At 61.1% G+C, this 14,043-nt stretch carries 12 protein-coding genes; 1 reads left to right on the forward strand and 11 read right to left on the reverse strand.

The window, feature by feature from the left end; all coding sequences use genetic code 11:
* Positions 1–38: 38 nt before the first annotated feature.
* The 5 genes from gspG to gspC are packed head-to-tail and all read right to left on the reverse strand — an operon-like array spanning position 39 to position 6,199.
* Positions 39–509, reverse strand: a complete 471-nt coding sequence (gspG, locus tag BLT85_RS09965) for a type II secretion system major pseudopilin GspG (protein WP_093394017.1) — start codon at positions 507–509, stop codon at positions 39–41.
* Between the two features lie 3 nt (positions 510–512).
* Positions 513–1,724, reverse strand: a complete 1,212-nt coding sequence (gene gspF / locus BLT85_RS09970) for a type II secretion system inner membrane protein GspF (protein WP_093394019.1) — start codon at positions 1,722–1,724, stop codon at positions 513–515.
* A 2-nt stretch (positions 1,725–1,726) separates the two neighbouring features.
* Positions 1,727–3,238 (reverse strand): type II secretion system ATPase GspE, encoded by a 1,512-nt coding sequence (gene gspE / locus BLT85_RS09975; RefSeq protein ID WP_093394021.1) that lies wholly within the window; start codon positions 3,236–3,238, stop codon positions 1,727–1,729.
* A 9-nt stretch (positions 3,239–3,247) separates the two neighbouring features.
* Complete coding sequence (gene gspD / locus BLT85_RS09980) at positions 3,248–5,317, reverse strand: type II secretion system secretin GspD (RefSeq protein ID WP_197673843.1); 2,070 nt, start codon at positions 5,315–5,317, stop codon at positions 3,248–3,250.
* Positions 5,318–5,332: 15 nt separating this feature from the next.
* Entirely contained in the window at positions 5,333–6,199 is an 867-nt protein-coding gene (gene gspC / locus BLT85_RS09985) for a type II secretion system protein GspC (protein ID WP_093394024.1), read from the reverse strand.
* Between the two features lie 409 nt (positions 6,200–6,608).
* Between gspC and BLT85_RS09990 the strand changes: the two genes are divergently transcribed.
* Positions 6,609–8,066: an alpha/beta hydrolase family protein gene (locus BLT85_RS09990; RefSeq protein ID WP_093394026.1), complete on the forward strand. Its 1,458-nt coding sequence runs from the start codon at positions 6,609–6,611 to the stop codon at positions 8,064–8,066.
* A gap of 21 nt (positions 8,067–8,087) precedes the next feature.
* On the opposite strand, the gene BLT85_RS09995 is transcribed toward BLT85_RS09990, so the two are convergent.
* From BLT85_RS09995 to BLT85_RS10020, 6 genes are all read right to left on the reverse strand, one after another.
* On the reverse strand, positions 8,088–8,363 hold the full coding sequence (locus BLT85_RS09995; RefSeq protein ID WP_093394028.1) for a hypothetical protein: 276 nt from the start codon (positions 8,361–8,363) through the stop codon (positions 8,088–8,090).
* A 15-nt stretch (positions 8,364–8,378) separates the two neighbouring features.
* Positions 8,379–8,603 carry a twin-arginine translocase TatA/TatE family subunit gene (gene tatA / locus BLT85_RS10000; protein WP_093397617.1) on the reverse strand — a complete coding sequence of 75 codons (225 nt, stop codon included), beginning with the start codon at positions 8,601–8,603 and terminating at the stop codon, positions 8,379–8,381.
* Between the two features lie 84 nt (positions 8,604–8,687).
* Complete coding sequence (locus tag BLT85_RS10005; RefSeq protein WP_093394034.1) at positions 8,688–10,766, reverse strand: PhoX family protein; 2,079 nt, start codon at positions 10,764–10,766, stop codon at positions 8,688–8,690.
* Positions 10,767–10,879: 113 nt separating this feature from the next.
* Entirely contained in the window at positions 10,880–11,104 is a 225-nt protein-coding gene (locus tag BLT85_RS10010; RefSeq protein ID WP_231701460.1) for a KTSC domain-containing protein, read from the reverse strand.
* A complete protein-coding gene (locus tag BLT85_RS10015) occupies positions 11,101–12,891 on the reverse strand; it encodes an ABC transporter ATP-binding protein (protein ID WP_093394037.1) in 1,791 nt (596 codons plus the stop codon). The genes BLT85_RS10010 and BLT85_RS10015 overlap by 4 nt, the downstream gene beginning before the upstream one ends.
* Complete coding sequence (locus BLT85_RS10020; RefSeq protein WP_093394040.1) at positions 12,888–14,039, reverse strand: glycoside hydrolase family 1 protein; 1,152 nt, start codon at positions 14,037–14,039, stop codon at positions 12,888–12,890. The genes BLT85_RS10015 and BLT85_RS10020 overlap by 4 nt, the downstream gene beginning before the upstream one ends.
* Between the last annotated feature and the right edge of the window lie 4 nt (positions 14,040–14,043).

Consider the following 14,043-nt stretch of genomic DNA (forward strand, 5'->3'; position numbering starts at 1 on the left):
TCCTGAGCGGCCACACTGGTAGGGTTGGGCTCTGTTCATTACTGCTGGTCCGCGGAGCGCTCGATGTTCCAGTTGCCGATATCGGTGTTCGAACCCTCGCCGCCCGGACGGCCGTCAGCACCCAGGCTATACAGGTCGAATTCGCGACCATCGCGTCCGGGCCGCAGATATTGATAATCGTTACCCCAGGGATCTTGCTGGAGACGGTCGATGTAACCGCCGGAGCGCCAGTTGCGCGGAGCATCCGTACCGGTCGGCCGGGTGACCAGCGCGCCCAGACCCTGCTCCGTGCTGGGGTAGTTGAAGTTGTCCAGGCGGTACAGGTTCAGTGCGCTCTCCAGCGCGCGGATGTCATTCTGCGCCTTGGTCGTGCGTGCCTGGTCTGGCCGGTCCATGACTCGCGGGACGACTACCGCTGCGAGGATGCCCAGGATGACCACGACGACCATGACTTCGATCAGTGTGAAACCGCGCTGCAACGCGGCGGAGCGAGTAAATGTCTTTGCCATTGTTCAGTTAACCAGTGTGTTGAGTTCGAAGATCGGCAACAGGATGGCGAGCACGATGATCAGCACTACGCCGCCCATTGCCAGGATAAGCAGAGGTTCGAATACACCCATGACGATAGCGATCCGCGCCTCCAGTTCGCGCTCCTGCGTTTCCGCAGCGCGCTCGAGCATCTTGTCGAGCGTACCGCTGCTCTCACCGCTCTTGATGAGACTCAAGGTCATCGGCGGAAAGTAACCGCTGCGCTCCAGCGAGTGACCGACGCCAGCCCCTTCACGAACGCGCTTTGCCGCGTCGCCCACCGCTTCGCGCATCGGCACGTTGGAAACCACGCTGGCACTCATGTTGAGCGCGTCGAGCAAGGGTACTCCGCTTCCGGCGAGAATATTCAAAGTACGCGCGAATCGCGCCGTATTGAGACCGCGGGTCAAGCGGCCGATCAGCGGCAAACGAAGCAGCCATCTGTCCCAGGCGCGGCGCGGCCCGGGCCGCTTTAGAAGCTGCTTGGCGACTACCACGCCGACTACAAGCGCTACGAGCATGAGCAGGCCCCAGTCCCGGAGCGTGTCGCTGGTAGCGATCAGGGCGCGCGTCAGCCAAGGCAGCTCCTGATTCATGCCGGCGAAAACCTGCACCACCTCCGGCACCACATAGGTCAGAAGCGCGACCGTCACCAGAATCGCGACCGCAGTGAGAATCGCGGGATAGAACATGGCGAGCATGATCTTCTGGCGCATGGCATTCTGCGCTTCGACGTTATCGGCCAGACGCTCGAGTACCACATCCAGACGGCCGGCCTGTTCGCCAGCGGCGATCGTGGTGCGGTAGATGGCAGGAAACACCGATGGAAACTCGCCTAGCGCATGCGCCAGAGGCAGACCTTCCATGACGCGAGTTCGCACCGCTGACAGCGTGGAGCGCACTTTCTGCGACTCGCTCTGGCGCGCCACCGTACCCAATACCTCTTCGATGGGCATTCCGGCCCGTGCCAGCGTTGCCATTTGCCGCGTTGCCAACGCCAGCTCTAGCGGCTTGATCCGTCGCTGCATGACCGGCATGCGCAACGTCGACTGTCGCTCCGCGATCTGATTGACCGACATGGGCATCAGACCTTGCTCGCGCAGACGGCCCCTTACCTGGCGGGACGAATCACCTTCCTCGACACCTTTCTTGGTGCGCCCCGCCTGGTCCAGCGCAACATATTCGAACGCCGGCATGCTCAGTCCTCCCGGGTAACGCGGAGGACTTCTTCGAGCGTGGTATCGCCGGCAAGAACCCGACGCAGGCCGTCCTGACGTATCCCCAGCTGCGCCAGCCGGGCGTGACGAACCATGGCTTGCTCGCTCGCCCCGTCGTGAATCAGTCCACGCAGGGTTTCGTCGATTTCGATCAGCTCATAGATACCGGTACGCCCCTTGTAGCCGGTGCCATTGCACAACGCGCAGGCTCCGGCGCTGTATAGAGTCGGGGCCTCTTGGGGATCAACTCCCATCAAGCGGCATTCGCTGGCCGTAGCCGGGTGCGGCTTGCGGCAGCTGGCGCACAATGTTCGGACCAGGCGCTGTGCAAGCACGCCGTTGAGCGTGGAGGACAGCAGGAACGGCTCGATACCCATGTCGCGCAGACGGGTAATCGCCCCCACGGCGGTATTGGTATGCAGGGTCGAGAACACCAGGTGGCCGGTCAAACTCGCCTGAATGGCGATCTGCACCGTCTCGACGTCACGAATCTCACCGACCATCACCACGTCGGGATCCTGGCGCAGGATCGCCCGGAGGCCCCGGGCGAACGTCATATCGACCCGGGAATTGATCTGCGTCTGGCCTATCCCGTCCAGGTAGTACTCGATGGGATCCTCAACGGTGAGGATATTGCGCGTACGATCGTTCAGGCGCATCAACGCCGAGTAGAGCGTAGTGGTCTTGCCCGAGCCGGTCGGACCGGTCACCAGCACAATGCCGTGCGGGCGACTGATCACCCGCTCCATGGCATCGTAGTGCTCCTGGCACATACCCAGCTGTCGCAACTCGAGGCGGCCGGCCTGCTTGTCGAGCAGACGTAGCACTACCCGCTCTCCGTGACCGGACGGCAGTGTCGAAACACGAACGTCGACAGCTCGCCCTACCAGGCGCAGACCAATCCGGCCGTCCTGCGGCAGACGCTTCTCGGCGATGTCCAGCTTGGCCATGACCTTGATGCGCGAGACGATCACCGGCGCCAGCGCCCGCGGCGGTTCGAGTACCTCGCGCAACACGCCGTCGACGCGCAGACGGATCGATAGTCGATTCTCGAACGGCTCGATATGGATATCCGAGGCGTTTTCCTTCACCGCTTCGGACAGCAACGCGTTGATCAGACGAATGATCGGAGCTTCGTCCTGCGATTCGAGCAGATCTTCGGGCTCGGCAAGCGACTGCGCAACCGACATGAGATCGGCGTCGTCCCCCAGGCCTTCGACAAATTGCATGGCATCGTTGGCGGAGCGCTCGTAACGGTCACGCAGGCGCGCGGCAAAAGCATCGTCGTCCAGCAGCATCGGCCGCAGCGGATGCCCGGCAAGACGGCGCAGCTCGAGCAGGGCCTGCGAGTCGCAATCAGCGCGAACATACACATCCAGCTCACCGCCGTGCAGGTCGCCTGGCAACAGACCGAAGCGCCGTGCGAAACGGTAGCCGGTGTCCGCCTGCGGGCCGGCCTCCGGGATGATGGCGCTGATCTCGCTTTCGCTCATTCCAAAACCTCAGTTGACTGTCGGCGGCACCGGAATCGACGGTTCCACCGGAACCATGCCCTGCATGGCATTTTCGAACGGTGCAGGCAGCGACAACAGGTAGTTCCAGTCCGGCAGGACCGGCATGGTGTTGCTCGGCAGCAGACGGTCGTCGCGCTGGCGTTCGCGGACCTGCTGGTCACGTATATAGGAATACTTTGAGTGAGTCAGGCTTTCCGATACCGCCGTATCGCGGACGATGACCGGCCGCAGGAACACCATCAGGTTACGCTTTTGCAACTCAGCCGTGTCATAGCGAAACAGCCGACCGAGCCCGGGAATATCACCGAGCCCAGGCACCTTGTCGCGGGTCTCGACCATCTGATCGTCAATCAAACCGCCCAGAACGATGAGTTCATTATCATCAACCATGACATGCGTATTGAGGCTGCGCTTGTTGGTGATGATGTCCGCTGCCCCACTGGCTCCAGGGGCGATTTGCGACACCTCCTGGGAAATCTCCAGCCGCACCGCGTTGCCTTCGTTTATCTGCGGGCGGATACGCAGCTTAATACCCACGTCCTCACGCTGAATGGTGTCGAACGCCTGGCCTGAATTTTCCACCGAGCGGCCAACGATGAACGGTACGTTCTGACCAACGACAATTTCGGCCTCTTCGTTATCCAGCGTCAGCAAGCTGGGTGTGGACAGAATGTTGCTTGAACTGTCGCCCTGCAGGGCATTGACCAGCAAGGCAATCTGCGTGCTGCCGATGCTGGCGATACCGCCAAAGCTGCCTCCGTCCGGAAACGATGGGGGGGTGGTGATATCGCCGTCGAGATAGCCCCGCACTGCACCGGCCAGATTGACCAGTCCGCGCCCGTTGCGGTTGAAATTGATGACGCCTACCCCGCCGCTTTCATTACCCACACCCCACTGCACGCCGAGCTCCTTGGCGCGGTCGTACGAGACTTCCGCAATGACCGCCTCGACCAGAACCTGTGCACGGCGGATGTCGAGCTGGCGAATGATCGAAGCCATTTCCCGCGACAGCTCCGCCGGACCATGGACAACCACCGAGTTGGTACTTTCGTGGTGCTGGATACGTACCTGCGATTCGGAAGCGCCGCCCATGCTGGACATACCCGCGTTCGGGTCGCCGGTCGTCGCCGTTTCGCCCTGACGGTTACGCCCTTCGGCGATACCGCGCAACACTTCGGCTACCTGTTCAGCCTTGGCATAGCGGAGGTAATGGACCTGAGTGTCCCCACCCTGACCGGGTACATCCATACGCTGGATCATCTTGCGCAGCGTCGCCCGGCTTTCCGGGTCACCGCGGAGAATGACGCTGTTGGTGCGCTCGTCCGCAATCACCTTGGCGCGCTTGGTGAAGTCTTCAGTTTCGCTACCGCTTTCCAGTCCCTGGGCGATACGTACGACTTCCAGCGCCGAAGCATGCTCGAGCGGAACGATTTCCACACCATCCATGGATTCCTGATCGATCCGTTCGATCAGACCCTGAATGCGCCGCACGTTCGCTGCCGTGTCGGCTATGACCAGCGAGTTGGATTCAGCCGCTGCGGCCAGGTGACCACCCTTGGGGACCAGCGGACGCAGGATGCGCACCAGCTGACCGGCGCTGATGTGCCGCACCGGAATGACATGGGTGATCATTTCATCGCCCCGGGTCTCGGCGCTCAGCGACGGGACTTCGTTCTCCTTCGCCTGGACCTCCGGGACGATGCGCACCACGCCACCGCTGCCGGTGACTGCCGCGAAGCCGTACGACTTCAGAACAGCCAGGAACAGGTCATATAGTTCGCCGCGTCGGATCGGCTGACCGGAGACCACGTTCACCTCGCCCCGTACACGTGGGTCGACGATGAAATTTATTCCGGTCTCCTCGCTGACGATTTCGATCAGGCCATTGATGTCAGCCTGGCGCAGGTTCAGCACCAGTTCTTCGTTGGGGTCTCCAGCCGGAACCACCAATGGTTGGGCAGCGTCGCTCTGACCACTGCCCGACTGAGCCATGGCAGACGCGCTCAGCAAGCTCAGACTCAATGCCACTGACAGGGTGAGACGGCGTTTAGCAAACAAGATCGGCATCGTGTCCTAGTCCATCATTATCGTTATGTTCATCGGTTCGCCGTTTCGCTCAAGCGAGACGGACACGGAGCTAGCACTACCCAACTCCTGAAGAATATCGCGGTAGTCATTGATCTCGGATACCGGCGTCCCCTCGACGGCGATGATCACGTCGCCCGGCTGTAGCCCGGCGGCCTCGAACTCGCGTTCGTTGCGCGCGGGATTCACCTCAAGACCGTACATCTGGCCATCCTGCAGGACCGGACTGGCTGTGATGACTTCCATGAAGCGGGCCGGGTCCTGCATCCAGGCGTCACGATCGATACGGGCCAGGCCGCCGTCCGCTGCCAAACTGGCACTGGAGTCGGTTTGCGGGAGACTGGCCGCGGGGCGCTGGCGGCTTCGCGAGCCCCCTTCAGCCTGGGCGCGCTTGAGCCGCAACGTTTCCAGCTTGCCGTCGCGCGCCAGAATGACCCGATCCTGCAGGACCTGATCAAGCCGGACATTACCCGGAAGCGCGGCGCCAACCCGGTAGAGTTTCTCCGCCTGCCCCTGGGGCGCCAGAATCGCCCCGCTACGCGAAGGGTCCGGATTGGTGAACACGCCCTTGAGTTCCCAGCGTAAATTGGTTTCCGGCGCATCGACAACCGCCGGCCCGGCAGTTTGTGCCTCACCCAGGACGGACAGCGCAGCAAGTTCACGGAAACCGCCCGCATCGCGAGCGGTGGACTCTTCGGGGACAGCTATCGCTGCTACATCGCTGGCCGGCAGCAAGCTCGCAGGCTCGACCAGAACCCATACGAGACGGCCGAGCACGACCGCGGCCAAGCCGATCAGTACGAGCGTGATGACGCGCAAAACGGGATCTAGGGGTAAACGGGCAACCAAAGGCATGCGCTCTCCAGGGCAAACCAGCCCGAACAAGCGAGGCCGGAGTCAGGCGACAAAGGCTACTGACCTTTCTTTGCAAAATTATTGTTATACGCCTGAAACAGGCTGCAACGGAACGTGATTGTCACGAATTTGCCATACCCCGACAACCCCCTGAACGGGTTAAACCGGCTCTGCGTAGGGGAAAGGCACGCTACTCGTCGGAACGAGCCCCGCTCAATCACCCGTTTGGGTGGATACGGGGTTACAGCCATAGATCTGAACTATGCCTCACCATCCAGAGTAAAAGCGCTTGTATCTTTCGGCTTTATCAGGGGTTGAATTGTCTCATCATTGAGTCTTTACTCTAGCGCAGCGAAGCCTTGCCCGCGGGTATGCCAACAACAACAACGGCTTCGCACGGAGAACAATAATGAATGCATTGAAGAAGAGCGCCCTGCTCGGTTTGACCATCAGCGCCGTGGCGCTGTCCGGCTGTCTTGGCGGCGATAGCAGCAACGACGTCGATACCCGAACCGACCAGCAGCGGCGTATCGACACTGGCTATTTCGTCGTCGACGAGGAACAACTGGCCTTCACCGCGCTTTCCCCCGACGTACCTGCGTACGCCAACACCAGTCGCTGGACCGGCGTCCTCGACGGAGCCGGCTACCGTGTGGAAGTGCCGGAAAACTGGAACGGCCAACTGGTCATGTGGGCGCACGGCTTTCGCGGCGAAGGTCCGGACCTGACTGTCGACAGCCCACCGATGCGCAAATACCTGCTCGATAATGGCTACGCCTGGGCGGCCTCGACTTACAGCACCAACTACTACGATGTTCGGGCTGGTGTCGAAGATACCAACGCTCTGGCCTTGGCCTTCAATGACATCGCGACTCAAAATGGTCGCAGCCTCGCTGCACCGACCAAGTATTACATAGCCGGCGCCTCCATGGGCGGACATGTCGCCGGTGCCGCAATCGAAGCTGAAACCCAACAGACCGCCAACAACTTCGTGCCCTATGCCGGCGCCAACCCGATGTGCGGTGTGATGGGCGATACGGAGCTGTTCGACTACTTCACAGCCTATAGCCTGTCACTGTTCGAAGTTGCCGGCGTTGGAGCCGATTCGTTCCCTGTTGAAGATTCCGAAGCCCGGCTCGAGGCAGCTCGCGAAGCGCTGTGGGTAGATTATGAGAACAACAAGAATGCTAACGGACTGACGCCTTTGGGTGGGCAGTTCTACGCGATCCTGCAAAACCTCAGTGGCGGACCGCGGCCGATCTATCCGCTGTCCTTTGGCAGCTTCCAGGATCTGCTGCAAGGGTTCGCCGGGTCGGATGGCACCATTACCGGCATTCTGAACGAAAGCGTAGCCGATACCACCAACATCACCTACCGCTTCCAGACGGTCCGGGGCCAACCCTTGACCCCCGCAGAACAGGCCTTCAATAACTCGATCGTCCAGGCGCAACCCACCCCAGGTGCGAATGCGCTACGTGACGATGGCCTGCGCTGGATACCGAAAGTGAACGGCGAGCTCTATGCGGATATCCCGGTTGTTACTGCTCACACACTGGGCGATCTGTTCGTTCCGATCCGCATGCAGCAAGTCTACCGTGAGCGCATGGAGAGCAATGGCTTCGGTGACAATCTGGTACAACGTGCCGTACGCGCGCCAGGCCATTGTGACTTCTCGCTTGCCGAGTGGACTCAAACCTTCGATGCGATGATCCAGTGGGAACAGAATGGTACCAAGCCCGCTGGGGACGATCTGCTCGATCCAGCTGCCATGGCGGATCCAGACTTCGGCTGCGAGTACACCATCGACGGTGTTCCACAGACGACGATGCGCGCTTTCATGCCTGCTTGTAGCATTGCGACGCCGTAAACCACTGCAGGCGAGACCGGTTCAAGTCCCGGTCTCGCTTTGCTTCCCTGTCACGGCGCCCTCCAGGCGCCGTTTTACATTGCTCGGACGCAGCTCGACGATTTTGTCACCGAGCTCGCGCGCCTCCTCCAGAGGCAGATCTTTCTCGATTTCCGCCCTGACACTGGCGAACGTATTGCGTGCCCGCCCCACCACGGCCCCGACAAAACCCATCACCACGATCAGCTTCTTCGGCCCGAGCACAAACAGCATCATCATCACGACGAGTACCCACTCGCCCAGCCCATTCTCGAACATGACCTGACTCCTGCTTCAGGAGTGAGTGTGCTCGCTCGAGCGCCGGCCGGCTTCTGTCGCCGTAACATCTAGCGTCAGCTCGTGACGCGCTTCCTCGCTGTCCTTCACTGCCTTGCGAAAACCACTGAGAGCCCCGCCCAGATCACTACCCACGCTGCGTAACCGTTTGGTTCCAAACAACAACATCACGATCACCAGCACGATCAACAACGAACCGATGCTAACTCCGCCAATACCCATGTTCATCACCTCGAAAAAGGCCGCCATACCTTGACGGCATGGCGGCAATGGGATGGCTCGCCGGTAAGGACGAGCCCAGTTTTTTTAGCTACCTACCACGCCACCGTCGTCCTTCCAAATCACCACGGTCGACGAACGGGGCGGCAACGAGTCATCAAAGTCCGGCCAGCGGCTGACGTAGTTGCCAGCCGCGAACTCGGCCCCCGACGTGCCAGAGCCGGGATGCTGGACGTTGATGAACAAGGTGCGCTGGTCAGGCGTCATGGTGATACCGGTAATCTCGTTCGAGATCGGCCCGACCAGGAAGCGCTTGACGGTTCCGGTGTTCGGATCGGCCACCAGCATCGCGCAGTTGCCAAACGGATCGGTGGCACCGCTGTCCATCTGAATCCAGACGCGGCTGTCTGGGTCGATCCACAGGCCATCCGGCGAGCTCAGGACGTTGTCCGCATCAAGGCGATCGCCTTTCGGATCGTAGCCGATGTTGGTCGCGACACCGCTCTCTCCGCTATCACCGCCTTTGAGGAAGATGTCCCATTCGAACGAGGTGGCTGCATGATTCGCGTCCTGTTCGGCCCAGCGGATGATGTGACCATGCAGGTTCGCTGCGCGCGGGTTGGCGGCGTTAACCTGCTCCTCGGTACGGCGCGAGTTGTTCGTCAGAGTGAAGTACACGTCACCGTTGGCCGGGTCTACCGCGCCCCACTCCGGACGGTCCATCGGCGTAGCGCCAAGGAAGTCTGCAGCGGTGCGGGTGTTGACCAGCACGTCAGCCTGGCTGTAGAAGCCATTGTCCTCGTGCAGCCCGTTCTCACCGTAAACCAGGGGCAACCAGGTACCAGTGCCATCTTCGTTGAAGCGCGCGACGTACAGCGTGCCCTCGTCGAGCAGCGAGCCGTCGGCTGTTGCAGCGTTGTAGGTGCCGGCACTGACGAACTTGTAGATGTACTCGAAGCGCGAGTCGTCGCCTGAGTAGCACACGACCGGCTGGCCTTCGGTCACCGGGGCGAACACCACACCTTCATGGCCAAAACGGCCCAGAGCGGTACGCTTCTTCGGCGTGCTGTCCGGATCGAAAGGATCGATCTCGACCATCCAGCCGAAGCAGTTCGGCTCGTTGCGATAGTCGGTTTCAGCCGATGCGCCGTTCTCGCTCGCATCGAAGCGCACGAAACGATCGGAGCCGTCTGCAGCCAGCTCCCAGCCATACCGGCCATTGGCGCTGGGTACGCCATAGCGGGCGTGCTCGCGTGGAGCGGGGTTTGTCTCGGTAGCGCCATTGCGGAAATAGCCTGCCCAGTTCTCCTCGGCGGCCATGTAGGTGCCCCATGGGGTCGGGCCGCTGCCACAGTTGTTGAGCGTACCGCGCGTTGCAGTACCCTGCGGGCTGTACAGCGTCTTGACGAAGTCGCTGCCGCGAACCGGGCCGGTAAGCTCCATCCGGGTCAGACCGGTGATACGACGGTTGAACGGGCTCTGGACGACTTCCCAGCTGCCATCCTGCGCTTTGGCAATGCGAACGATCGATACGCCGTGTGCATTGATTTCCTTGAGGACTTCATCAACCGGGCGGCCGACCTGAGCGTCGAAAGCCGGAACGCCACCGCTACCCAGCGATTGCCCCGCCGCCGACAAATGCATGAAGCGCGGCTCGATGTACTCGTGGTTCAGCACCAGCAAACCGTCTGTGGAGCTGCCATCAATCGGGTAGAAGTGCATGCCGTCATGATGATTGCCGACCTGGTCGGCCTGGTCTTCACCAGTGCTGGCCAGGCTGAACGCCGGCAAGGCGCCGGAAATGGGCGTGCCCCAGGGAATGATGACTGCGTGGCTGTAGCCTTCCGGCACGACGATCTGGTCAGCCGAGCTGACCGACACCGCCTTGAAACCCAGCAGTTCAGCCGGTGGCTGCTCGACGGGCGGCTGTTCGGTACCTGGGTCAGTCACTGGCTCATCAGAATCGGAGTCGCTCTTGCAACCAGCCAGGCCTACGCCCAGGAAGCCCAGCATAGCGGCGCCCATGCTGCCCTTGAGCACCTGGCGGCGCGCCAGACGGGCTTCGAGTACGCTGGCGAAAATCGGGTTCAGCTGACGCTGACTCAGCGGCTCATCCCCTTCCCCATTGTCGATCATCATCAGGTCTTTGCTGTTATCAACGGACATCCGGACTTTCCTCTGGTGTTTTTTACGGACCAGCACATCTTGGGAATCGCCGATGACAGAAAGAAAACAGCTATGTGAACATTTGATGAGAGCGGAACCGACCGGAGACGCTGTTAGTCGACTCGTTGATAATCGAAACCGAACGCCTTGAACTGTTGATTGAACCAGGCGCCGGCTGATTCAGCCTCGAGCAGTTCGATGACCACCTCCGCCGGGACGTCGAAATAGCGATAGCGACCGTCGCCACGAAACCGCACTTCCAGCACGCAGTCATCAGGATCATAGTCCAGCGATTCGATGCTTTCGGAATCCAGCTCGACGTGATGCACCACGCTCATGGACTCGATTGCAGGCCACCGAAGCCTTCGGACTGCATGCGCCAGAGTGCATTGAACTCCCCGCCCCGCTCGCGCAGCTCCTGGGGTGATCCGTCCTCGATCAGGCAGCCCTGGCGCAACACCAAAATGCGATCGAACGAGGAAAGAGTCGACAGCCTGTGTGCGACCGCAACGACTGTACGGTTCTGCACCAGGTCGTTGAGCGCGACCTGGATCTCTGCCTCTGACTGGGTATCCAGCGCAGAAGTCGCCTCGTCGAGGATCAGGATCGGCGCGTCCTTGAGAAACGCTCTGGCAATGCCCAGCCGCTGTCGCTGTCCGCCCGACAACATGACCCCGCGCTCGCCGACCAGGGTGTCATAGCCCTTGGGCAGGTCCCGGATGAAGGTGTCGCAAAATGCATGGCGTGCAGCCTGAAACACCTCCTCGTCCGAGGCGCCGGGACGGCCGTAGCGAATGTTTTCACGAATGGTGCGGTTGAACAGGGCCGTTTCCTGCGGCACCACGGCGATCTTGTCGCGCAAGCTATCCTGGCTGACGGTGCGAATGTCCTGCCCATCGATTCGGATGGCCCCTTCCTGAACGTCGTCCAGTCGTTGTATCAGACTGATCAACGTGGATTTGCCCGCCCCGGAGGCGCCGACGATGCCCACCTTCTGCCCGGCCGGAATATGCAAATTGAAATCATCGAACACCTTTTCGCGCGAAGGATAGCCGAAGCCGACATGTTCGAAGGTGATGTCGCCCTGAGCCAAAGCAAGATGGTTCTTTGGGTCAGCCAGGCCATGCGGTTGAACGATGATGCGAAGCGTATCGTCCATGGCCCCGATCTGCTGGGTGGCGTCGACCAGAGCGAGCGCCAGATCCCGGGATCCGTGCAAGATGCGGAAGGTCAGCGCACTGACCAGTACCACGTCCCCAGCCGTGACCGTGCCGGCCACCCAGAGATTGATGGCCCATATCAGCATCCCGCCCGCCATCAGCGACAGGCAGATATCGTGGATGACTCGTGCCTTTTCCAGATACATCCAGCTGCGCCGCTGCGCCTTTGCTTCGTAACCGATTTCGTCTGCAAGGCGCTGACTTTCCCGGTCTCGCGCGGCGAACGCCTTAATTGTCCAGACGTTCGAGACGGCATCAACCAGTTCCCCGCCAACACGGGCCGCCTGCGCGGCGAACCGCTGATGCTTTCGGCGTCCGCGCACCCCAAAGCCGGTAATCAATACCGCGACTATCGCCACGAACACGATCAGTGCGCCCGACATGGCCCAATGCACCGTGGTCAGCACCACCACCGCACCAATGAAATCGACGATTGGCGGCATGATTTTCCAGGCCAGCCCGCCGTAGATGCCGCCGGCTGCGGCGCCGAGGGCAGAGATACGGTTGCCCAGCGACCCGGCGAAATGCTCGGTGAAGTAGCGCATCGGGTGACCCGTGAGATGCTTGAACAGGTCCACGCGGATATCCACGACGCTCGCCACGACAGTGCGACATCCCAGCCAGCCGCCCAGCCGCCACAGCACGTTCTCGATGACGATCAGGCTGAGAAACAGGCCCAGTGGAAACCAGACTGCGGCGCGTTGGCGATCATCGGCGGCCATTGCGTCCACCAATAGCTTCATACCGTACTGCACAGCTACCGCGCAGGCCGCGGCGCCAACGATAAGCGCCAGCAGCCCACCGAAGTGCCAGGGCCGCAGACAGATGTAACGCCAGAGAAAGGCTATCGGCCGGTTGGGCAGCGGCACGTCATGCTCTGGCGAAACAGGAGCAGGCGCGTTCACTGGGCTAGATCGACCGATTCCGGCTCGAATGCACTGCGGTCGAAGCGGACTCGCTGCAAGTGCAGTTCTTCTGCCAGCCCGCTGTGCACCGGACGGTGGCCGTTATCGTCGGCGAATCCCAGCAAACCCACCGGACAATGCCGTTCGTCTGCCCAGCCCGGGTAGTCCACAATCGGATACAGGCAGATGCCCTCGACCGGCACGCCACGCTGCATGGCGAGTCCGACCTGCTCGCTGACATAGCGCAGCCACTCGCCACGCTGATCGCCCTCGGCGCCGGTTTCGGCAATCAGCATGGGCCGTTCGTAGCGGTGTTGAATCTCGCTGAGAATCCCTTTGAACGGCCGATAATCGGCATGCCCCAGTTCGATCACGCCACCGTTGAGGTACCACTGGTTGTCCGAGTAATAATTGATACCGATGATGTCCAGGTACTCCGGCGCTCCACCCAGCCCGGGCCACAGGTCGCCCTTGAGCATGTCCCAGACCTGGAATTGGGAGAGGCGAAAGTCTTCGGCGGCCTTGCGCGGCCCCGGACGATCGTTGCTGGCAATGACGTGAATGGCTGGCTCTACCTGGACAAAACGTGCCCGCGGCTCGACCGCACGAATCGCATCTATAGCTGCGATGGTGGCACGAATAAGCTGATGCTTGAGTTCGAACCCGCGGCCGCGCGCCATGGGATTGAAATAGGCTTCGTCGCCCCCTGCCCATGACCAGAAGGAGATTTCGTTGAGCGGGGCGAAAAACGGGACGCGACCGGTATTGTCGCGAATCACCTGAGCCGCTGCCGCAGCGTAGCGGGCGAAACGCTCGACGAATTGCGGTCGCCAGATATCGATGTCATCCGGCCAGCCGTAGTGGCAGAGGTCCCAGATAACCTGTATCCCCTGCTGTTCTGCCGCCTGCAGCATCGGCAGAAAGCTCGACCAGTCGTACTGGCCGGGTGCTCGCTCGATAAGATGCCAGCGCAACCCATCCCTTACCGTGGTCACACCGTGCCGCTTCAGCGCCGCATAATCGTGAGCGACCCAGCGATCATGGCCGGTAGCGGCCAGAAGATCGAGCCTCCGGCCATCGCTACGTCGATGATTCGAACACTCGAAGCCGCCCAAAAAGAAGCTGTCGAACAGATTCGGCGTGTACATGCCC

The organism is Halopseudomonas xinjiangensis, from assembly GCF_900104945.1.
Taxonomy (GTDB): Bacteria; Pseudomonadota; Gammaproteobacteria; order Pseudomonadales; family Pseudomonadaceae; genus Halopseudomonas; species Halopseudomonas xinjiangensis.